This window comes from Streptomyces sp. CB02056 (genome assembly GCF_001905545.1).
GTDB lineage: Bacteria > Actinomycetota > Actinomycetes > Streptomycetales > Streptomycetaceae > Kitasatospora.
In genome coordinates this window covers 62,212-86,148 of sequence record NZ_LIPD01000020.1, presented here as the reverse complement: position 1 = coordinate 86,148, position 23,937 = coordinate 62,212, and the positions used below count along the sequence as shown (strand labels likewise).

Sequence of the window (23,937 nt, the reverse complement as noted above, 5' to 3'; positions counted from 1 at the left end):
GGGTCAGTCCTCCTGGTGGGAAAGGGTGGTGGTGCCGTCGGTGTCACCGACGGCCTCGGTGATCCTGGCGGCCAGGACCGGTCCGATCTGGGCCAGCGAGCCGGCCTGGGTCATCCGGTCGTGCCGGGTGGTGATCTCGTGGGACTCGATCCGGCCGGTGACGTAGGGGCGCCAGGTCTCGGGCCCGGCGTTGTCCTCGGCGCGGTCGATCGTGGAGTTGAACAGCAGCAGGTCCCCGTCGAAGCCGCCGGGGACGAAGTCGACCGCCAGCTTCGAGTTGTTGATCATGATCTCGACGATCACCTCGACCTGCCGCTCGGTCAGGCCGGCCAGCGCGCTGCCCCGGCGATTCAGCACCTCGGCGACCTCGGCGTAGGTGATCTCCCGGTCGCCCAGCTCGTCCGGGTCGACGTCGAGCACGCCGACGAGCACGTCCCGCACGGTGGGCACCGGAGCCACCTCGAACCGCACCTCCTTCACCGGGTAGGCGTCGAGGATCGCCAGCAGTGCGGTCCGTTCGCCGCGCGACTGCAGCTCGCAGGCGAGCGCGTGGGCGATCAGCCCGCCGGCGGACCAGCCGAGCAGCAGGTACGGGCCCTCCGGCTGGATCTTCTGGATCTGGTCGGCGTAGTCCGCCGCCATCTCCTCGTAGGAGGCCGGCAGGGGTTCGGGCCGGCCGAGGCCGCGCGCCTGGATGGCGTAGACCGGGTGCTGCGGGCCGAGGTGGTTCAGCAGTCCGCTGTACGACCAGCTGATGCCGCCGCCGGGGTGGACGCAGAACAGCGGCGTCCCGGTCCCGGTCGAGCGCAGCGGCAGCACCACGTCCAACGCGTCCTCGGGGTCGTCCATGAGCAGGCGCTCGGTGAGACCGGCCACGGTCGGCGCCTCGAACAGCATCCGCAGGCCCAGCTCCAGGCCGAGGGTCTCGCGGACCCGGGAGGCCAGCCTGGCGGCCAGCAGCGAGTGCCCGCCCAGGTCGAAGAAGTTGTCGTCGATGCCCACCTGCTCCCGGCCGAGCACCTCGGCGACGAGGCCGCACAGCAGCTGCTCCTGCGGCGTCCGGGGGCCGCGCCCGGCGGTCGAGGACCCGTACTCGGGGGCCGGCAGGGCGGCCCGGTCGAGCTTGCCGTTGGCGGTCAGCGGCAGCGCGTCCACGGTGACGAACGCCGCCGGCACCATGTAGTCGGGCAGGTCGCGGCGCAGCCGGCCGGACAGCTCGCCCGCCTCGGGCGCCCCCTCCGGGGCGGGCACCAGGTAGGCGACCAGCCGCTTGTCCCCCGGCCGGTCCTCGCGGGCGACGACGGCCGCCTGGGCGACGCCCGGGCAGCCCGCCAGGACGGCCTCGATCTCGCCGGGCTCGATCCGCAGGCCGCGCAGCTTGACCTGGTGGTCGGCGCGTCCGGCGAAGTCCAGCGTGCCGTCGGTCCGCCAGGAGGCGAGGTCGCCGGTGCGGTACATCCGGCTGCCGGACGGCCCGTACGGGTCGGCGGTGAAGCGCTCCGCCGTCAGGCCGGCCCGTCCGAGGTAGCCGCGGGCCACGCCCGTCCCCGCGAGGTACAGCTCGCCGACCATGCCGGTCGGCGCCGGGCGCAGCCGCTCGTCGAGCACGTAGGCGCGCATGTTCGCCATCGGCCGGCCGATCGGCACGGTCGCGGCGTGTTCGGGGAGGTCGTCCACCGGGTGCCGGGTGGCCAGGGTGGTGGCCTCGGTGGGCCCGTAGCCGTTGACCACCTCGATGCCGGGGCAGGCCTCCCGCACCCGGGCGACGGCGGCCGGGGAGACCACGTCGCCGCCGGTCCACACCTCGCGGACTCCGGCGAGCAGGCCCGGGCGCTCCTCGGCGACCAGGCGGAACAGTCCGGCCGTGAGCCACAGTCCGGTCACCCCGTGCGCGGTGATGGTGTGCTGGAGCAGGTCGAGGTCGAGCTGCTCCGGCGGCGCCACGACGACCCGGCCGCCGTTGAGCAGCGGCACCCACAGTTCGTAGGTGGAGAGGTCGAAGGCCGTCGGGGAGTGCATCAGCACCCGCGCGTGTCCGCCGCCCCGCCACTCGGGGGTGAGCGCGAGGCCCACCACGTCGCGGTGGGTGACGGCCACCCCCTTCGGCCGGCCGGTCGAGCCGGAGGTGTACATGATGTACGCCAACTGCTCCGGCGCACAGGGGACTTCGACGTCGGAAGGATCGGCGGCCGCGGACCGCTCCAGTGCGGTGAGCACCTCCCGGGTGAGCACCAGGGCGGCCCCGCTCTCCCGCAGGATCAGGTCGACCCGGGAGGAGGGGAAGCGCGGGTCGAGCGGCACGTAGGCGCCGCCGGCCTTGATGATCGCCAGGATCGCCACGACCAGCTCCGCCGAGCGGTCCAGCATGACCGCGACCGGCGTCTCCGGCCGTACGCCCTGGCGGATCAGCGCCCGCGCCAGGCGGGCGGCCCGCTGGTCGAGCTGCGCGTAGCTCAGCTCGGTGCCGCCCGCGACGACCGCGACCGCCTCCGGGGTGGCCCGCACCTGGCGGGCGAACAGCTCCGGCACCGCGGCCTCCGGCAGCTCGGCCGCGACGCCGGTGGACCCGGCGAGCAGTCGGCGGCGCTCCTCGGCGGGCATGATGTCGATCCGGCTGATCGGCCGGTCCGGGTCGGCGACCGCCGCGCGCAGCAGCCGGGCCAGGCGCTCGAACAGCAGCTCCACGGTGGGCGCGTCGAACAGGTCGGTGGCGTACTCCACCGCGCCGACCAGGCCGTCGGGGACGCCGTCCGGGCCGAACCGCTCGGCCAGGCTGAAGGTCAGGTCGACCCGGGAGGTGCCGGTCGGCGCCGCCAGGTGGCCGGTCTCCAGCCCCGGCAGCGCGAACTCGCCGACCGGCGCGTTCTGCAGGGCCAGCATGATCTGGAACAGCGGGTGGTGGGCCAGCGACCGCGCGGGGTTGACCACCTCGACCAGGTACTCGAACGGCACGTCCTGGTGGTCGTACGCGCCGAGCGCCTTCTGCCGGACCCGGCCGAGCAGTTCGGCGAAGGACGGGTCGCCGCCGGTGTCGGTGCGCAGCACCAGGGTGTTGACGAAGAACCCCACCAGCTCGTCCAGCGCCTGGTCGGTCCGGCCTGCGATCGGGCTGCCGACCGGGATGTCCGTGCCGGCGCCGAGCCGGGTGAGCAGGGCCGCGAGTCCGGCCTGGAGCACCATGAACATGCTGGCGCCGCGCGCGGCGGCCAGGTCCCGCAGGGCCTGGTGCAGTTCGGCGTCGAGCCGGACCGCGACCCCGTCGCCGCGCTGGGAGGCCACCGGCGGCCGCGGCCGGTCGGCGGGCAGTTGCAGTTGCTGCGGGACGCCGGCCAGCTCCTCCTTCCAGTAGGCCAGTTGCCGGGCGAACAGGCTGTCCGGGTCGGCGGCGTCACCGAGCAGGTCGCGCTGCCAGGCGCTGTAGTCGGCGTACTGCACCGGCAGCGGGGACCACCGCGGGGCCTCGCCGCGGCAGCGGGCCGCGTAGGCCGCGGCGAGGTCACCGGAGAGCGGGCCCATCGACCAGCCGTCGGCGGCGATGTGGTGCACCACGACCAGCAGGGCGTGCCGGTCGGGGGCGAGGGCGTACAGCTCCGCCCGGACCGGCGGCTCCGCGGCCAGGTCGAAGCCGCACCCGGCCGTCTCCGCCAGGCGCCCGGCCAGGGCGCTCTCGTCGATCTCCACCACCGGCAGTGCGGGGCGCGTCTGCTCGGCGCTCAGCACGACCTGGTACGGCACGCCGTCCGTCTCGCGGAACACCGTCCGCAGGCTCTCGTGCCGGGCCACCACGTCCGCGAGCGCGGCGTGCAGGGCCGGGCGGTCCAGCTCGCCGGTCAGGCTGAGCGCGAGCGGCATGTTGTAGGTGGCGCTCGGCCCGTCCATCCGGTGCAGGAACCAGAGACGGCGCTGGGCGAAGGAGAGCGGCACCCGGTCGGGGCGGGCCTGGGCGGTCAGTGCGGGCCGAGCCGCTCCGGAGCCGTCCAGGCGGGCGGCCAGCCCGGCCACGGTGGGGGTCTCGAACAGCGTCCGGACCTCCAGCTCCGCGCCGAGGGTCGCCCGGACCCGGGAGGCCAGTCGGGTCGCCAGCAGGGAGTGCCCGCCGAGGTCGAAGAAGCCGTCGTCGACGCCGACCGCGGGCAGGCCCAGCACCTCGGCGAACAGCTCGGCGAGGAGCTGCTCCTGCGGGGTGCGCGGCGCCCGTCCGACCGCGACCGGGCCGAGGTCGGGGGCGGGCAGAGCACGGCGGTCGAGCTTGCCGTTGGCCGTCAGGGGCAGCGCCTCCAGCGCCACGAACGCCGAGGGGACCAGGTAGTCGGGCAGCCGGTCCCGCAGCCAGTCGCGGAGTTCACCCAGGAGGGCGCTGGTGCCCCGGTTGCCGGTCGGGCGGTTGGTCAGCGAGGACAGCTGCGCACCCGTGGCCCGGGCCGGCCGGTACGCCTCGACCGGGGAGCCGTGGAGCGCCCGGGGGTCGGTGAAGACGACGTCCACGGCGTCCGCCGCGGCGGCCGACCAGGTGACGGCCGTCGAGCGGCCGAACTCCGAGCCGAGGGCGTGGAAGTCCTCCGGATCGGGGAGGCCGCCGTCCTCCGGGGCGTGCAGGCGTTCCAGCAGCTCGGCGAGCGAGCCGTCGCCGTCCTGCACCGCCCGGGCCAGTGCGGCCTCCCGCGCCACCCGGCGGTTCGGCACCCCGGTGATCCGCAGCGCTCCGAGGGGCGACTGGCCGAGCAGCTCGCGCAGTTCGGCCGGACCGGCGACCTGCCGGCCCCAGGCCAACTCGACGGACCGCTCCGGGGCCGCCGGGGTGACCGGCGGCTTGTGCAGCGTCACGTCGTAGCGGTAGCGGGTCAGCTCGTTGTGGTGGCGGCCGCGCTTGACCTCGACGACCGCCGTGCCGATGTCCGTACCGTGCTCCCGCAGGGCGGTGAAGAAGTCCGGGTCGACCAGGAGCTCCTTCTCCACCCGCAGGGCCTGCTCCACCGTGCGGCGCACCGAAGCGAGGTCCGCACCTTCGCCGACCCGGTGGAGCTGGACGGCGGTGGCCAGTGGACGCAGCAGCCGCAGGTTGCGGACGTCGCCGACGAAGAGCGCGCCGCCGGGGGCCAGCAGCCCCATCAACTTCCCGATCACGTCGGCGAGGTAGTCGGCGGACGGGAAGTACTGCACCACCGAGTTGATCACGATGGTGTCGAACTCCCCGGCCGGGAGCCCGTCGGTGTCGTGCGCCGGGCGGGTCTGCAGGACGACCCGGTCGGCCAGCTCCTTCTGGCCGGCCACCTGGGCGGCCAGCGCGTCGATCGCGGTGGCGGAGAAGTCGGTCGCGAAGTACGTCTCGCAGTGCGGTGCGACCTGCGAGAGCAGCAGACCGGTCCCGACGCCGACCTCCAGCACCCGGCGGGGGCGCAGGGCCAGGATGCGGGAGACGGTCGCGTCCCGCCACTCCCGCATCTGCTCGACCGGGATCGGGCTGGCGTCGTAACTGCTGTTCCAGCCCACGAAGTTCTGGCCGAAACCGGCGTCCTCGGGAACGATCGGCAGGGCGTCGTAGATGTCCTGCCACTCGCCCACGTGGTCCGCTTCCAGGGCGCTGTCGCGGGCCTCCTCCTGGCGGGGGACGACGTAGCCGATGAGCCGGTCGTCCTGGGCGAGGACAGCGGCCCGGGCGACGGCGGGGTGCTCGGCCAGCGCCGTCTCGACCTCGCCGGGCTCGACCCGGAAGCCGCGCACCTTCACCTGCTCGTCGGCCCGGCCGACGTACTCCAACTGCTCGTCACCGAGCCAGCGGACCAGGTCGCCGGTGCGGTACATCCGCTCCCCCGGCTCGAACGGGCAGGCCACGAACCGCCCTGCCGTCAGCCCCGGCCGGTCGAGGTAGCCGCGCGCCAGACCCGCGCCCGCGACGTACAGCTCGCCGGGCACGCCGGGCGGCACCGGCCGCAGCCGGTCGTCCAGCACGTACACCCGGGCGTTGGCGATCGGCCGGCCGATCGGCGGCACACCCGAACCCGCAGACAGCGGGTCGCTCATGGTCGCGCAGACCGTGGTCTCGGTCGGACCGTACGCGTTGATCATCCGCCGGCCCGGCGCCCAGCGCGCCACCAGCTCCGGCGGGCACGCCTCCCCCGCCACCACCAGCGTCGACACCGCCACCGAGCCCTCCGGCACGGCGGCCAGGACGGACGGCGGCACGGTCACATGGGTGACCGCGAGGCCCGGGTCGGCCAGCGCGGCGACCGGGTCCCCCGCCGGGGGCAGCACCAGGGCCGCACCGCGCAGCAGGGCGGTGTAGATCTCCGACACCGACGCGTCGAAGCTCGGCGAGGCGAACTGCAGCACCCGGCTGCCGGGTTCGATCGCGAACCGCTCGATCTGGGCCGCGACCAGGCTCGCCACCCCGGCGTGGCTCACCACGACACCCTTGGGACGGCCGGTCGAACCTGAGGTGTAGATCACGTACGCCGGATTCCGGACGTCGAGGGCGACCTCCGGGTCGGTCTCCGGCCCGGCGCCCCCGGCCACCATGGCGGGGTCGTCGACCAGCAGCGCCGGGCGGGCGTCCGCCAGCATGAAGTCGATCCGCGCCCGCGGGTACGCCGGGTCCACCGGCAGGTACGCGGCGCCCGCCTTCAGCACGCCGAGGACGGCGACCACGGCTTCCACCGAGCGCGGCAGCGCCACCGCCACCAGTTGCTCCGGGCCCACCCCCTGGGAGATCAGCGCGTGCGCGAACCTGTTGGCCCGGGCGTTCAATTGACGGTACGTCAACTCGACGTCGCCCCGGACGAGGGCGACCGCGTCCGGCGTCGCCGACACCTGCGCCGCGAAGGCCTGCGGCACCGGAACCGCGGCCACCTCACGGGCGGTCGCGTTGCCGCGCTCCAGCAGCCGGTGCCGCTCCTCGCCGTCGAGGAGGTCGACCGCGCCGATCGACCGGTCCGGGTCGGCGGTGACGGCCTCCAGCAGGAGCGTCCAGCGCCGTACCAGGGCCTCGACCGTCGAGCGGTCGAACAGGTCGGTGGCGTACTCCGCCGCGCCGACGATCCCGGCCGGGCTCCCGTCCGGACCGAACTGCTCGACGAGGCTCACCCCGAGGTCGAACTTGGCCGTTCCGGTGGCCACCGCGTAGGTGGCCACCTCCAGGCCCGGCAGCGAGAACCGGCCCATCGGGGCGTTCTGCACGGCCAGGATGGTCTGGAACAGCGGGTGGTGCGACAGCGACCGGGACGGGTTCAGCACCTCCACCAGGTGCTCGAACGGCACGTCCTGGTGGGCGTACGCCGACAGCGCCGCCTCCCGCACCCGCCCGAGCAGTTCGGTGAAGCTCGGATCACCACTGGTGTCCGTCCGCAGCACCAGCGTGTTCACGAAGAACCCGACCAGCTCGTCCAGCGCCTCGTCGGTACGACCCGCGATCGGCGAACCGATCGGGATGTCCGTGCCCGCGCCCAGCCGGGTGTACAGCGCCGCCAGCGCCGCCTGCAGCACCATGAACAGGCTGGTGCCGGTGGTCCGCGCCAACTCGGTCAGCGCGGCGTGCAGTTCGGGGCTCAGCTCCAGGCCGACGTGGTCCCCGTGCCAGCCGGCGACGGCCGGCCGCGGCCGGTCGGCGGGCAGTTGGAGCAGCTCCGGCAGGTCGGACAGCTGGCGCTTCCAGTAGTCGAGCTGCTCGGCGAACCGGCTCTGCGGGTCGGCGGCGTCGCCGAGCAGGTCGCGCTGCCAGAGCGTGTAGTCGGCGTACTGCACCGGCAGCTCCGACCAGCCGGGCGCGCGGCCCGTGCTCCGGGCGGCGTACGCCTCGGCGAGGTCGCGGGCCAGTGGGCCGGTGGACCAGCCGTCACCGGCGATGTGGTGCATCACCAGCAGCAGCACGTGCTCGTCCGGCGCGACCGCGAACAGCTCCGCCCGCAGCGGCGGCTCCGCCGCCAGGTCGAAGGGCCGCCGGGCGAACTCGGCGAGCCGGCCGTGCAGTTCGTCCTGCGGGACCTCGGTCAGCCCGGCCCGGGGCCGGGCCTCGGCCGGGTCCAGGACCCGCTGGCACGGGACGCCGGCCACCTCCGGGAAGACCGTCCGCAGGCTCTCGTGCCGGGCCGCCACGTCGGCCAGCGCCTCGTCCAGCGCCGCCCGGTCGAGCGTCCCGGTCAGCCGGAGGGCCAGCGGGATGTGGTAGGTCGCGGCCGCGCCGTCCATCCGGTGCAGGAACCAGAGCCGGCGCTGGGCGAAGGACAGCGGCACGGCCTCCGGCCGCTCCCGTACAACCAGCGTCGGGCGGGCGCTGCCCGCCTCGGCCAGCGCCCCGGCCAGACCCGCCACCGTGGACGTCTGGAACAGCGTGCGCAGCCCCAGCTCCACGCCGAGCACCGAGCGCACCCTGGCGGCCAGCCGGGTGGCGAGCAGGGAGTGCCCGCCGAGGTCGAAGAAGTCCTCGTCGACCCCGACCTGCGGCCGGCCCAGCACCTCGGCGAACAGCTCGCAGAGGATCTGCTCCTGCGGGGTGCGCGGCGCCCGGCCCGCCGCCGTGGGCACGGACTCGGGCGCGGGCAGCGCCGCCCGGTCCAGCTTCCCGTTCGGCGTCAGCGGCAGCGCCTCCAGCAGCACGAAGGCGGACGGGACCAGGTAGTCCGGCAGGCGCTCGCGCAGGTGCGCCGCGAGCTCCGCCGGACGGGCGGAAGCGCCGGGCCTCGGAACCACGTAGCCGACGAGGCGCTCGTCCCGGGCCAGGACCGCGGACTGCGCGACGGCGGGGTGCCCGGCCAGGGCCGCCTCGATCTCGCCGAGTTCGATCCGGAAGCCGCGCACCTTCACCTGGTCGTCGGCCCGGCCGACGTACTCCAGCTCACCGTCGGCGCGCCGAAGCACCAGGTCTCCGGTGCGGTACATCCGCTCCCCCGACTCGAACGGGCAGGCCACGAACCGCCCGGCCGTCAGCCCCGGCCGGTCCAGGTAACCCCGGGCCAGACCCGGACCGGCGACGTACAACTCCCCCTGCACACCCGGCGGCACCAGGCGCAGCCGGTCGTCCAGCACGTAGACCCGGAAGCCCGCGACCGCACGGCCGATCGGCGGCACGCCGGAGCCCGGCGCCAGCGGGTCGCTCATGGTCGCGCAGACCGTGGTCTCGGTCGGGCCGTACGCGTTGATCATCCGTCGGCCGGGCGCCCAGCGCGCCACCAGCTCCGGCGGGCACGCCTCCCCCGCCACCACCAGGGTGCCGGCCGTGACCTCGGCGCCGTCCACCGCTGCCAGGGCCGAGGGCGGCAGGGTCACATGGGTGACGCCGAGCCGGCGGTCCGTCAGCGACTCCAGCGGCGCGTCAGCCGAGGCCAGGACGAGGGCGGCGCCGCTGAGCAGGGCGCTGCAGACGTCCCAGAACGAGGCGTCGAAGCTGGGCGAGGCGAACTGCAGCACCCTGCTGCCCGGCCCGACGCCGAGGCGCTCGACCTGCGCCGCCGCCAGGCCCGCCACACCGCCGTGGCTGACCACGACGCCCTTGGGGCGCCCGGTCGAGCCCGAGGTGTAGATCACGTAGGCCGGGTGCCGGACGTCGAGAACGACCTCCGAGTCGGTCTCCGGCCCGTCGCCCTCGGCCACCATCGCGGGGTCGTCGACCACCAGCACCGGCCGGGCGTCCGCCAGCATGAGGTCGATCCGCGCCCGCGGGTACGCCGGGTCCACCGGCAGGTACGCGGCCCCGGCCTTCAGCACACCGAGGACCGCCACCACCGACTCCACCGAGCGCGGCAACGCCACCGCCACCAGCTGCTCCGGGCCCACCCCCCGCGCGATCAGCGCGTGCGCGAACCGGTTCGCCCGGGCGTTCAGCTCCCGGTACGTCAACTCGGCCTCGCCGCAGACCAGCGCGACCGCGTCCGGCGCCGCCGCCACCCGCGCCGCGAACAGCTCCGGCAGACTCGCCCCGGCCGCCCCGCCGTCGACGGCGGGCAGCAGCTCGCGCCGCTCCTCGGCCGACAGCAGGTCGACCGCGCCGATCGGCCGCTCGGGTGCGGCGGCCACCGCGGCCAGCAGCCTGGTCCAGCGGGCGACCAGGGCCTCGACCGTCGAGCGGTCGAACAGGTCGGTGCTGTACTCCACCGCGCCGCTGAGCCCGGCCGGCGCGCCGTCGGGCCCGTGCTCCTCCGCGAACCCGAAGGTCAGGTCGAGCCGCGCGGTCCCGGTGAGGACGTTCACCCCGGAGACCCGGACGCCCGGCAGTTCGAAGTCGCCGCCCGGCGCGTTCTGCACGACCAGCCCGGTCTGGTACAGCGGGTGGTGGGAGAGCGAGCGGGACGGGTTCAGCGCCTCCACCAGGTGCTCGAACGGCACGTCCTGGTGCGCGTACGCCGACAGCGCCGTCTCCCGGACCCGGCCGAGCAGTTCGGTGAAGCTCGGATCGCCGCTGGTGTCCGTCCGCAGCACCAGGGTGTTGATGAAGAACCCGACCAGCTCGTCCAGCGCCTCGTCGGTCCGGCCCGCGATCGGCGAACCGATCGGGATGTCCGTGCCCGCGCCGAGCCGCGTGTACAGCGCCGCCAGCGCGGCCTGCAGCACCATGAACAGGGTCGCACCCGAGCGTCGCGCCAACTCCACGAGTGCCGCGTGCAGTTCGGCGTCGAGCCGGACGTCCAGCAGGTCGCCGCCGTACGACATGGCGGCCGGGCGCGACCGGTCCGCGGGCAACGGGAGCTGCTCGGGCAGCCCGGCCAGCGCCTCCTTCCAGTAGGCGACCTGGCGGGCGAACAGGCTGTCGGCGTCGTGCTCGTCGCCGAGGATCTCGTGCTGCCACAGGGTGTAGTCGCCGTACGTCACCGGCAGCGGCGGCCAGTCCGGCGCGCCGCCGCCCTGGCGGGTGGTGTAGGCGGTGGCCAGGTCGCGGGCCAGCGGGCCCATGGACCAGCCGTCCCCGACGATGTGGTGCATCACCAGCAGCAGCACGTGCTCCTCCGGCGCGACCGCGAACAGCTCGGCCCGCAGCGGCACTTCCGAGGTCAGGTCGAAGCCGCGCACCGCGGCCTCGCGCAGCAGCGCGGGCACCTCCGCCTCGCCGGCCGCGCGGACGGTCAGCGGGACGGCGGCCTCGGTGCTGTCCAGCACGCGCTGGAACGGGATTCCGGCGGTCTGCGGGAACACCGTGCGCAGCGTCTCGTGCCGGGCCACCACGTCGGCGAGCGCGGCGCTCAGCGCGGCCCGGTCGAGGCGGCCGGACAGCCGCAGGGCCAGCGGCATGTGGTACGTGGCGCTGGGCGCCCCGAACTGCTGGAGGAACCAGAGCCGGCGCTGGGCGAAGGACAGCGGCATCGATTCCTGCCGCGGCCGGGGCACCAGGGCCTGCCGCGCGGTGCCGGCGTCGTGTAGCCCGGCCGCCAGCCCGGCGGGTGTCGGGGTCCGGAACAGGCTGCGCAGCTCCAGCTCGACCCCGAGGGTCGCCCGGACCCGGGACACCAGCCGGGTGGCGAGCAGCGAGTGCCCGCCCAGCGCGAAGAAGTCCTCGTCGACCCCGACCCGGGCCAGGCCCAGCACCTCGGCGAACAGCTCGCACAGGATCTGCTCCTGCGGCGTGCGCGGCGCCCGGCCCGTCTCCCTGGCCGTGGCCTCGGGCGCGGGCAGCGCCGCCCGGTCCAGCTTCCCGTTCGGCGTCAGCGGCAGCGCGTCGAGCAGCATGAACGCGGACGGCACCAGGTAGTCCGGCACCCGGCCGCGCAGGTACGCCGTCAGCGCCGCCGCGGTCGCCCCGCTCCCGGCCGCCGGGACGACGTACGCGACGATCCGGTCCTCGCGGGCGAGCACCGCGACCTGGGCGACGCCCGGGTGGGCGGTCAGCTCGGCCTCGATCTCGCCGGGTTCGACCCGGAAGCCGCGGACCTTCACCTGGTGGTCGACCCGGCCGGCGAACTCCAGCTCCCCGTCGGCCCGCCAGCGCACCAGGTCGCCGGTGCGGTACATCCGGCTGCCCGCCGGACCGTACGGGTCGGCGACGAAGCGTCCGGCGGTGAGCCCGGGCCGGTTCAGGTAGCCGCGGGCCAGGCCCGCCCCGGCCAGGTACAGCTCGCCCAGCACCCCGGGGGCGACCGGACGCAGGGCCGAATCCAGCACGTAGACCCGGCAGTTGGCGATCGGACGGCCGATCGGCACCGGCAGCGGGCAGTCCGCCGGGTCGGCCGGCAGCGGGTAGGCGGTGATCACATGGGTCTCGGCGGGGCCGTAGTGGTTGTGCAGCACCCGGCCGAGCCGACGGCCCTGGAAGCGGCGCACCGCACCGCTCAGGCGCATCGCCTCACCGGCCTGGGCGACCAGCCGCAGGTGCGGCAGCTCCAGCCCGGCCTCCTCGGCGGCCTCGGCGAGCGCCTCGACCACCAGGTTGGGCGCGAACAGCTCCTCGACCCCGTGCCGGTCCAGCCAGTGGGCGAACAGCTCGGCGCTGCGGCGCTGCTCCTCCGTCGGCACCACCAGGGTCTTGCCGTACAGCAGCGCGGAGAGCACCTCCTGCACCGAGACGTCGAAGCTGATCGCGGTGAACTGCGCGGTGCGCGTGCCGGGTTCGCCGCCGACGGCCTCGTGGTGCCACTCCAGCAGGTTCAGCAGCCCGGCGGCGGGCATCACCACGGCCTTGGGCCGGCCGGTGGAACCCGAGGTGTAGATGACGTAGGCCGGGTGCCGTGCGTCCACGGTGACGACGGGGTCGGTCTCCGGGTGGTCCCCGTCCGGTGTGACGGCCGCGGGGTCGTCGAGCACGACGGTCGGCCGGGCGTCCTCCAGCATGTACGCGATGCGGGCGGCCGGGTAGTCCGGGTCGACCGGCAGGTACGCCGCGCCCGTCTTGAGGACCGCGAGGACGGCGACCACCAGCTCGGCCGAGCGCGGCAGCCGCAGGGCGACGGTCTGCTCCGGCCCGACGCCCCTCGCGATCAGCGCGTGCGCCAGCCGGTTGGCCCGGGCGTTCAGCTCGCCGTACGTCAGCACGGTGGACTCGAACACCACGGCCGGGGCCTCCGGGGTCGCCCGGACCCGCGCCTCGAACAGGGCGGGCAGGCTCTCGACGGGCACCGGGCGGGCGGTGTCGTTACGCACGACCAGCAGCTCGTGCCGCTCCTCGGCGGCGAGGACGTCGATCCGGCTCAGCGGCCGGTCCGGATCGGCGACCACCGCCGCCAGCAGCCGCAGCCACCGGGCGAGCAGCGTCTCCACCGTGGCGTGGTCGAACAGGTCGGTGCTGTACTCGACCCGCCCGACGATGCCCTCGGCCGGCCCGCCGGTGCCGCCGTGCTCCAGCAGGTGGAACCCGAGGTCGAACATCGCGGTGGGCGTGCGCACCAGGAGGATCTCGGAGTCCAGACCGTCCAGCGCGAACTCGGTGCGGGGCACGTTCTGCAGCGCGAGCAGCACCTGGAACAGCGGCTGCCGGGCGAGCGACCGGGCCGGGTTGAGGGCCTCGACGACGTGCTCGAACGGCAGGTCCTGGTGGGCGTACGCGCCGAGCGCGCCCTCCCGGACCCGGCCGAGCAGCTCGGCGAAGGTCGGGTCACCGCTGGTGTCGGTGCGCAGCACCAGGGTGTTGACGAAGAAGCCGACGAGGTCGTCCAGCGCCTGGTCGGTCCGGCCGGCGATCAGGCTGCCGACCGGGATGTCGTCGCCCGCGCCGAGCTTGTCCAGCAGCGAGGCCAGGGCGGCCTGCAGCACCATGTAGACGCTGGCGCCGTGCTCCCGGCCCAGCCGGACCAGTCCGGCGTGCAGTTCGGCGTCCAGTTCGACGTCGAGGTGTCCGCCGGCGTAGGAGGGGGTCGCGGGGCGGTGGCGGTCGGCGGGGAGCCGGAGCTGCTCCGGCAGGCCGGCCAGTGTCCGCGTCCAGTGGTCCGCCTGGCGGGCGAACAGGCTGTCCGGGTCCGCCGCGTCGCCGAGCAGGTCGCGCTGCCAGAGCGTGTAGTCGGCGTACTGCACGGGCAGCGGCGCCCACCGCGGCTCCTCGCCCCGGCGGCGGGCGGCGTACGCGGTGGCCAGGTCGGCCGCCAGCGGGCCCAGCGACCAGCCGTCACCGGCGATGTGGTGCATCACCAGGAGCAGCACGTGCTCCTCCGCCGAGAGCCCGAACACCTCGGCGCGCAGCGGCGGTTCGGCCGCGAGGTCGAATCCGCGCGCCGCTGCCGCCGCCAGCCGTTCCGGCAGGGCCGGTTCGTCGACCGGGGTGACCGACAGCGTCGGGCGTGCCGCTCCGGCGGGCAGCACCTGCTGGTGGGGAACCCCGTCCACGGCCGGGAAGACGGTGCGCAGGGTCTCGTGCCGGGCACTGACGTCGCCCAGCGCCGCCTCCAGCGCCGCCAGGTCCAGCGGTCCCGAGAGCCGCCACGCGAGCGGCATGTTGTAGACGGAGTCGGCGCCCTCCAGCTGGCGCAGGAACCACAGCCTCCGCTGGGCGGACGACAGCGGCACCAGCGCGGGCCGCTCCGCCCGCTCCAGGGCGAGCCGGGCCCGGCCGGCCCCGCCGAGCCCGGCGGCCAGCCCGGCCACCGTCGGCGTCTCGAAGAGGGCGCGCAGCTCCAGTTCCACCCCGAGGGCGGCCCGCGCCCGGGCGACCAGCCGGGTGGCGAGCAGGGAGTGCCCGCCGAGGTCGAAGAAGTCGTCGTCGGCCCCGACCTCGGCCACGCCCAGCATCTCGGCGAACAGCTCCGCGAGGACCTGCTCCTGCGGGGTGCGCGGCGCGCGGCCGGTCGTCGGCGCGGTGTGGACGGGTGCGGGCAGCGCGCGCCGGTCCAGCTTGCCGGTGGCGGTCAGCGGCAGGCTCTCCAGGGCGACGAAGGCGGTCGGGACCATGTACTCCGGCAGTCGCTCGCGCAGGTGTGCCCGCAGCTCCTCCGACCGGAGTTCCGCCCCGGTGACGGCCACCGGGTAGGCGACCAGCCGCGCGTCCCCGGCCCGGTCCTCCCGGACGGTCACGGCGACCTGGGCGACCTGCGGGTGCTCCGCCAACGCCGCCTCGACCTCGCCGAGTTCGATCCGGAAGCCGCGCACCTTCACCTGGTCGTCGGTCCGGCCGAGGAACTCCATGTTCCGGTCGGCGCCCCAGCGGACCAGGTCGCCGGTGCGGTACATGCGCGTGCCGGTCGGACCGAACGGGTCCGCCACGAAGCGGCCGGCGGTGAGGCCCGGCCGGTTCAGGTAGCCGCGGGCCAGGCCCGCCCCGGCGAGGTACAGCTCGCCCGCCACGCCCGCGGGCACCGGGCGCAGCGTGCTGTCGAGGACGTACAGCCGGAGGCCCCCGAGCGGCCGGCCGATCACCGGGCGCGGACTCGATCCCAGCGGTGCGACGACGGCGTCCACCGTGCATTCGGACGGCCCGTAGTAGTTCAGGCAGGACACGCCCTCGACGGCCCGCAGCCGCTCCCACAGTCGGTCCGGAACGGCCTCCCCGCCCATCGAGACCACCGAGGGACGGCGCTCCGGGTCGTCCAGGAGTCCCCGGGCGACGAGCTCGTGCAGGTAGGACGGGGTGGCGTTGACGTAGTCCAGCCCGGCGCGCCTGACGTAGTCGACGAAGGCGTCCGGGTCGGACCAGGTCGCCTCGTCCAGGACGTGCAGTTCGTGGCCCGCGTACAGGCTGGACAGCTGGTCGCAGGAGGCGTCGAAGGACACCGAGGTGGTCAGCCCGATGCGCAGCCGCTCCTTCGTCCCCCGGGGGAACAGCAGCGGACGCTGGCTGACGAAGAGGTTGAGCAGGCCGCCGTGGGTCGACAACACGCCCTTGGGCCTGCCGGTGGAACCGGAGGTGTAGATCACGTAGGCCGGGTGCCCCGGGTCGATGGCGACCAGCGGGTCCGTCGCCGGGCAGTCGGCCACCAGGGCGGCCGTCGCCGGGTCGTCGAGCACCAGCCACCCGGCCGGACCGGCCTCCGGCAGCCCGTCCCGGGTCCGGGCGTCGGTCACCACCAGGACCGGGCCGGCGTCGTCCAGCATGTGCCCTATCCGCGCGGCCGGGTACTCGGGATCGACCGGGACGTAGGCCGCCCCGGTCCGCAGCACGGCGAGGATCGCCACGACCAGTTCGGCCGACCTCGGCAGGGCGACCGCCACCAAGCGCTCCGGCCCCGCGCCCCGGGCGATCAGGGCGTGCGCCAGCCGGTTCGCCCGCGCGTCCAGCTCCTCGTACGTCAGCGATCCGTCCCCGCTCACCAGCGCCACCTGGTCCGGCGTCGCCCGCACCTGCGCCCGGAACAGCTCCGGCACGCTCGCGGCCGGGAGCTCCACCTCCGGTCCGGTGCCCAGGGCCGCCAGGTCGCCGTGCTCCTCGGCGGAGAGCAGGCCGTACCGGCTGAGCCGCCGCCGCGGGTCGGCGACCACGGCGCGGAGCAGCCGCTCCAGGCGCCCGAACATGGTCTCGACGGTGGCCGGGTCGTAGAGGTCGCCGGCGTACTCGACGAGCCCGTCGATCCCCTCCGGGGAACCGTCCGGCGCCTGCCGCTCGGACAGGGTGAAGATCAGGTCGAGCTTGGCGGTGGTCGTCGTCAACGGCATGTCGTCGACGTGCAGTCCGGGCGGCGCGAAGTCGGCCCGGGGCGCGTTCTGCAGCACCAGCATGACCTGGAACAGCGGGTGGTGCGCCAGCGAGCGCACCGGGTTGAGGGCTTCGACCAGGTGCTCGAACGGCAGGTCCTGGTGGGCGTACCCGGCCAGCGAGGTGTCCCGGACCCGGTCCAGCAGTTCGGCGAAGGTCGGATCGCCCGAGGTGTCGGTGCGGAAGACCAGGGTGTTGACGAAGTAGCCGACCAGCTCGTCCAGCGCCTGGTCGGTCCGGCCGGCGACCGGGCTGCCGACCGGGATGTCGTCGCCCGCGCCGAGCTTGCTCAGCAGCGCCGCCAGGCCGGCCTGGAGGACCATGAAGAGACTGGTGCCGTGCTCGCGGGCGAGCGCGCGCAGCGCACGGTGCAGTTCGGCGTCCAGTCCGGCGTGCACGAAGCCGCCCCGGTGCGAGGCGACGGCCGGGCGGGGCCGGTCGGCGGGCAGCTGGATCCGCTCCGGGAGGCCGGCCAACTGCCCTGTCCAGTAGGCCGCCTGGCGGGCGAACGGACTGTCCGGGTCGGTGGAGTCGCCGAGCAGCTCGTGCTGCCACAGGGTGTAGTCGGCGTACTGGACCGGCAGGCCCTCCCACCGCGGTGCCTCGCCGCGGCAGCGCGCCGCGTAGGCGGCGGTCAGGTCCTGCGTGAGCGGGCCCAGCGACCAGCCGTCACCCGCGATGTGGTGGAGCACCAACTGGAACACGTGCTCGTCCGGCGCCAGTTCGAACAGCTCGACCCGCAGCGGCGCGTCGGCCGCCAGGTCGAACGGCCGGTCCTTCGCCGCCGCCATCAGGGTGGGCAGCCCGGCCTCCGTGGCTCGGCTCACGAGCAGCCGCGGGCGGGCCGCCACGACGTCCAGCACCCGCTGGTGCGGGACGCCGTCGACGGCCGGGAAGACGGTCCGCAGGCTCTCGTGCCGTCCGACCACGTCTGCCAGGGCTGCCTCCAGGGCCCGCCGGTCCAGCTCCCCGGACAGCCGCCAGGCCAGCGCGATGTGGTAGTTCGCGCCGGCGCCCTCCAGCTGGTGCAGGAACCAGAGCCGCCGCTGCGCGAAGGACAGCGGGACCGCCTCGGGGCGCTCGCGCCGCACCAGGGCGGTCTGCGCCGGTCCGGCCGCCACCAGGGCGGCGGCCAGAGCGGCCGGGGTCGGCGCCTCGAACAGGGTGCGCAGCGGCATCTCCACGCCGAGCGTCGCGCGGATCCGGGCGGCCAGACGGGTGGCGAGCAGGGAGTGCCCGCCGAGGTCGAAGAAACCGTCCTCGACGCCGGCCGACGCCACGCCCAGGACCTCGGCGAACAGCTCGCAGAGCACCTGCTCCTGCGGGGTGCGCGGGGCGCGGCCGGCCGACGCCGGGGCGAGGTCGGGGGCGGGCAGGGCCCGGTGGTCCAGCTTGCCGTTGGCGGTCAGCGGCAGCGCGTCCAGCACGACGAAGGCCGAGGGCACCATGTGCTCCGGCAGCCGCTCGGCGAGGTGCTCGCGCAGCTCGGCCGGGCGCGGTTCGGCGCCCGGGGCCGGCACCAGGTAGGCGACCAGCCGGGTGTCGTCGGCGCGGTCCTGCCGGGCGAGGACGGCGACCTGGGCGACGCCGGGGTGTGCGGCCAGCGCCGCCTCGATCTCGCCGAGTTCGATCCGGAAGCCGCGCACCTTCACCTGCTGGTCGGCCCGGCCGACATAGCTCAGAGCGCCGTCGGCGGCCCGGCGCACCACGTCACCGCTGCGGTACATCCGCGACCCGGCCGGTCCGAACGGGTCCGCCACGAACCGCCCGGCGGTCAGGCCGGGCCGGTTCAGGTAGCCGCGCGCCAGGCCGGGGCCCGCGACGTACAGCTCGCCGGGCACGCCCGGGGCCACCGGCCGCAGGCCGTCGTCGAGCACGTACGTCCGCAGGTCCGGGAGGGCCGCGCCGATCCCGCCGGCGCCGGTGCCGGCGGGGTCGAGCGCGGCGTACGTGACGTGCACGGTGGTCTCGGTGATGCCGTACATGTTGACCAGCCGCGGCGCGTCCTCCGGGTGCCGCTCGTACCAGCTCGCCAGCCGGACGTGCTCCAGTGCCTCGCCACCGAAAACGACGGTGCGCAGGGCGAGTTCACGCGGCTGCTCGGCGTCCGCCTGCATCAGCTGGTAGAAGGCGGACGGCGTCTGGTTGAGGACGGTCACCCGCTCGCGGGCGAGGAGTTCCAGGAACCGGCCGGGCGAGCGGCTGGTCTCGTGGTCCACGACCACGAGGCGGCCGCCGTGCAGCAGCGGGCCCCACAGCTCCCAGACGGAGAAGTCGAAGGCGTAGGAGTGGAAGAGCGTCCAGACGTCCTCGGCGGTGAAGCCGAACAGCTCCTCCGTCGTCCGGAACAGGCGCACCACGTTGCGGTGCGGGACCACGACGCCCTTGGGGTTGCCGGTGGAGCCGGAGGTGTGGATGACGTAGGCGGCGTGGCCGGGGTCGACGGCGACCCCCGGGTCGGTGTCCGGCCGCCCGTCCAGGTCGGCGGAGTCCAGCAGCAGCCGGTCCAGGTGGTCCGCCCCCGGCAGCTCGCCGACGGCGCTCGTGGTGACGAGCAGCGCGGGCCGGGTGTCCTGGAGCAGGTAGGAGATCCGGGCCGCCGGGTACGTCGGGTCCACCGGCACGTAGGCGCCGCCGGCCTTGAGCACCGCGAGGACGGCCACGACCAGGTCCGCCGAGCGCGGCAGGGCCAGGGCCACCAGCTGCTCCGGGCCCACGCCCCGCTCGATCAGCGCGTGCGCGAGCCGGTTGGCTCGGGCGTTCAACTCGCCGTAGGAGAAGGTTGCTTCACCGTCCGTGAGGGCGACGGCGGCCGGGTCGGCCCGGACCTGCCGCTCGAAGAGCGCGGTCAGGCTGCTGCCCGGCGCGTCCTCCTCCTCGGTACGGGCCGGGAGCAGCGCGCGGAGCTCGTCGGCGGACAGCACGTCCACCCGGCCGATCCGTCGGCCCGGGTCGGCGACGACGGCGCGCAGCAGCCGCAGCCACCGGTCGACGATGCCCGCCGCGGTGGCCTCGTCGAACAGGTCGGTGCTGTACTCCAGGACGCCCGAGAGGCCCTCGGGCTGTTCGGCCAGGATGAAGGTCAGGTCGCACTTGGCCGTCCCGGTGTGCACCAGGTCGGTCGTCACCCGCAGCCCGGGCAGGTCGACGGTGTCGAGCGGCGCGTTCTGCAGGGCGAGCATGGTCTGGAACAGCGGGTGGTGCGCCAGGGTCCGGGTGGGGTTCAGCGCCTCCACCAGGTGCTCGAACGGCACGTCCTGGTGCGCGTACGCGGCCAGCGCGTCGGAGCGCACCCGGCCCAGCAGTTCGGTGAAGGACGGGTCTCCGGAGAGGTCGGTGCGCAGCACCAGGGTGTTGACGAAGAAGCCGACCAGGTCGTCCAGGGCCTCGTCGGTGCGGCCGGCGATCGGGGTGCCGATCGGGACGTCGCTGCCCGCGCCGAGCTTGCCGAGGAGGGCGGCCAGCCCGGCCTGGAGCACCATGAAGAGGCTGGCACCGCCGTCGCGGGCGAGCTCGCGCAGGCCCTGGTGCAGCTCGGCGTCGATCCGCACCGGCAGGTGGGCGCCCCGGTAGGACATCACCGCCGGGCGGGACCGGTCGAAGGGCAGCTCCACCTGCTCGGGCAGGTCCGCCAACCGCTCACGCCAGTAGGCGAGCTGGCCGCTCAGCAGGCTGTCCGGGTCGGCGCCGTCGCCGAGCAGCTCCCGCTGCCAGAGGGCGTAGTCGGCGTACTGGACGGGCAGTGGCGACCACTGCGGCTTCGCACCCCCGGTGCGGGCCGCGTAGGCGGTCCGCAGGTCCCGCAGGAGCGGCCCCGCAGACCAGCCGTCACCGGCGATGTGGTGCACCACCAGCAGCAGCACGTGTTCCTCGTCGCCGAGCCGGAAGAGCTCGGCGCGCAGCGGCGGCTCCTCGGCGAGCTCGAAGCCGTACCGCGCCGCCTCTCCCAGCAGGTCCGGCAGCTCGCGCTCGCCGGCCTCGGTGACCCGCAGCCGCGGCCGGGCCTCGTCGGCCTCCAGCACCCGCTGGCACGGCACGCCGTCGACCACCGGGAAGACGGTGCGCAGGCTCTCGTGCCGCTCGACCAGGTCCGCCAGGGCGGCGTCCAGGGCCCGCTGGTCGAGGGTTCCGCCGAGCCGCAGCGCCAGCGGGATGTTGTACGTGGCGCTCGGGCCCTCCATGCGGTGCAGGAACCACAGCCGGCGCTGCGCGAAGGACAGCGGGACGGCCGCGGGCCGCTCGCGCCGCCCGAGCGCCGGGCGGGCCCGGCCCGCGACGTCCACCGCCGCGGCCAGTCCCGCCACCGTCGGCGCGTCGAACAGGTCGCGCAGCCCCAGCTCCACGCCCAGCACCGACCGGGCCCGGGCGACCAGCCGGGTGGCCAGCAGGGAGTGCCCGCCGAGGTCGAAGAAGTCGTCGTCGGCGCCGGCCTCCGGTACGCCGAGCACCTCGGCGAACAGCCCGGCGAGCAGCTGCTCGGTCGCGGTGCGCGGGGCCCGGCCCCGGTCCGCGGGCTGCCGGTCGGGCGCGGGGAGGGCCCGCCGGTCGAGCTTGCCGTTCGGCGTCAGGGGCAGGGCGTCCAGCAGCACGAAGGCCGAGGGCACCATGTGCTTGGGCAGCCGCTCCCGGAGGTGTTCGCGCAGGGCGGTGTCGGTGACCGTGGCGCCGGGCTCGGCGACGGCGTAGGCGACCAGCCGGGGCTCGTCCTCGGTGCGCACCACGGCGGCGGCCCCGGCGACCAGCGGGTGCTCGGCGAGGACGGCCTCGACCTCGCCGAGCTCCACCCGGAAGCCGCGGACCTTGACCTGGTCGTCGGTGCGCCCGAGGAACTCCAGCTGCCCCTCGGCGTTCCAGCGCACCAGGTCGCCGGTGCGGTACATGCGCGAGCCGGCCGGACCGTACGGATCGGCGACGAACCGCCCGGCGGTGAGGCCCGGCCGGTTCAGGTAGCCGCGGGCCAGGCCGGGCCCGGCGATGTACAGCTCGCCGGGCGTGCCGGCCGGCAGCGGCCGCAGGGCGCCGTCGAGCACGTGGAGCCGGACGTTGGTGGCGGGCCGGCCGATGACCGGGAGCGGGCTCGACCCCACGGAGGCGACCACCGGGTTGACGGTGCACTCGGACGGTCCGTAGAGGTTGAGGCAGGACACCCCGTCCGCCGCCCGCAGGTCCGCCCACAGCCGCTCCGGGACGGCCTCGCCGCCGGCCGCGACCAGCGCCGGGCGCCGGTTCCCGTCGGCCAGGAGCCCGTGGGCGACCAGGACCTGGAGGTAGGACGGGGTGGCCTCGACGTAGTCCAGCCCGTGGCGTGCCGCGTAGCCGACGAAGGCGTCGGGATCGGTCCAGGTCTCGTGGTCCAGGACGTGCAGCTCGTGGCCCGTGAACAGGGCGAGCAGCTGGTTCCACGAGGCGTCGAAGGACACCGACGTGGTCAGGGCCACCCGCCGCCGCGGCCGGTCACCCGTCACCGGCGGGAGGTGGACCTGCCGGAGGTCGGTGAGCAGGTTGAGCAGGCCGCCGTGGGTCGGCGCCACGCCCTTGGGCCGGCCGGTGGAGCCGGAGGTGTGGATGACGTACGCCGGGTGGCCCGGGTCGACGGCCGCCATCGGGTCGGCCGGCGACTGGTCGTTCACCAGGTCGGCCGTCGCCGGGTCGTCGAGCACCAGCCGGTCGACGGAGCCCTCCCCCGGCAGCCGCCCCGCGCTGCGGGTGTCGGTCACCACCAGGGCCGGGCGGGCGTCGTCGAGCAGGTGGGCGATCCGGGCGGCGGGGTACTCGGGATCGACCGGGACGTAGGCCGCCCCGGTCTTCAGCACCGCGAGGATCGCCACGACCAGTTCGGCCGACCTCGGCAGCGCCACCGCCACTAACCGCTCCGGCCCGGCGCCCCGGGCGATCAGGGCGTGCGCCAGACGGTTCGCCCGCGCGTCCAGCTCCGCGTAGGTCAGCGACGCTTCCGGCCCCACCACCGCGACGGCGTCCGGCGTGGCCCGCGCGTGCTTGCGGAACAGCTCCGGCAGGGTCTCGGCCGGGAGTTCCGCCGTCGGCCCGGTACCGAGGGCGGCCACCTCGCGGTGCTCCTCGGCGGTGAGCAGATCGATCCGGCTCAGCGGCTCGCCCGGGTCGCAGTCCGCGACGGCGTCGAGCAGGGCGATCAGCCGCCGCTGGTGGGCGGCGAGGTCGTCCGCGCCGTACGCCTCGGGCGAGCCGTGCAGCCTGAGCAGCGGCGGGTTGCCGTCCCGGTAGTCGAACACCCAGACGGCCAGGTCGCTGGTCGACCCCGACACGAAGTGGTGCACGGAGGCGGGGTGCCCGGCGAAGGTCGGCCGGGAGTTGAACGCCATGATGTTGACGATCAGCGGGAACGCCGTCCCGATGCTGCCGGGGGCCCCGAGGTCCCGCAGCAGGTCCTCGCTCCGGTACCGCTCGTGCGCGACGGCCGCCTCGACCTCCCGCGCCGCCTGGGCGACGAGGTCGCCCCACGGCATGTCCGGTCGTACGGTCAGCCGCAGGGGCACCACGTTGGACATCGTGCCGGGCACCGCCGTCAGGTCGCGGTCGGCGGACCGGCGGGCCGTGACGGGGAGGGCGAGCACCACGTCCCGCGTTCCGGTCAGCCGGTGCGCGTAGAGCGCCGCCGCCGCGACCACCAGGCGGGACCAGCGGACGCCGGTCCTCGCCGCCGCGGCGCGCAGCGCGTCCGGGCGCCGCAGTTCCCGCTCCTCGGCCAGCCGGAGCGCGCGGTCCGGGTCGGTCGGGGCCGTGCGGGTCAGCCGGGTCGGTTCCGGCCGGTCGGCGAATCGTTCCGTCCAGTAGTCGCGGTCGGCGGTGAAGTCCGCCGACGCGCGGTAGGCGGCGTCGCTGTCGACCAGGTCCCGCAGCGGGCCGAACGGGGACGGCGGCACCGGGCAGCCGTCGGCCAGCGCCGAGTACACCTCGCCGACCCGCCCGCGGACCATGGAGCTGCTGATCGCGTCCAGCACCACGTGGTGGTAGTTCAGGTACCAGAGGTACTCGGTCGGCGACAGCCTGACCAGCGCGTGCCCGAACAGCGGGTCGCGCGCGAGGTCCAGCGGGCGCAGCAGGTCCCGCTCCATCCACTCCAGGGCCGCCGCACGGGGCTCGGGCTCCTCGCTGAGGTCCAGGTGGGCCGGTGCCCAGTCCCAGGTCTCGCGGAGGACCTGGCGCGGGCCCTCGCCGTCGTCGACGAAGGTCACGTGCAGGGCGTCGACCTCGTCGACCACCCGGCGCAGCGCCGTCTCGAACAGCCCGGCGTCGACCGGCCCGTGGATCTCCAGGCACTCGCCGACGCGGTAGCCGGGGATCGGTGTCCGGGAGCGCTGTTCGGCGAGCCAGATCTCGCGCTGGGCCCCGGTCAGGGGAAGGACGTCGCCGTCGCGACGGGACAT

General features: G+C 75.2%; 1 protein-coding gene. It reads right to left on the bottom strand.

The features are described 5' to 3' along the window. Positions 1 to 3 precede the first annotated feature (3 nt). The gene (locus AMK13_RS36495; RefSeq protein ID WP_074005861.1) at positions 4 to 23,937 is read right to left on the bottom strand and encodes a non-ribosomal peptide synthetase; all 23,934 of its coding nucleotides are present in this window, start codon (positions 23,935 to 23,937) and stop codon (positions 4 to 6) included.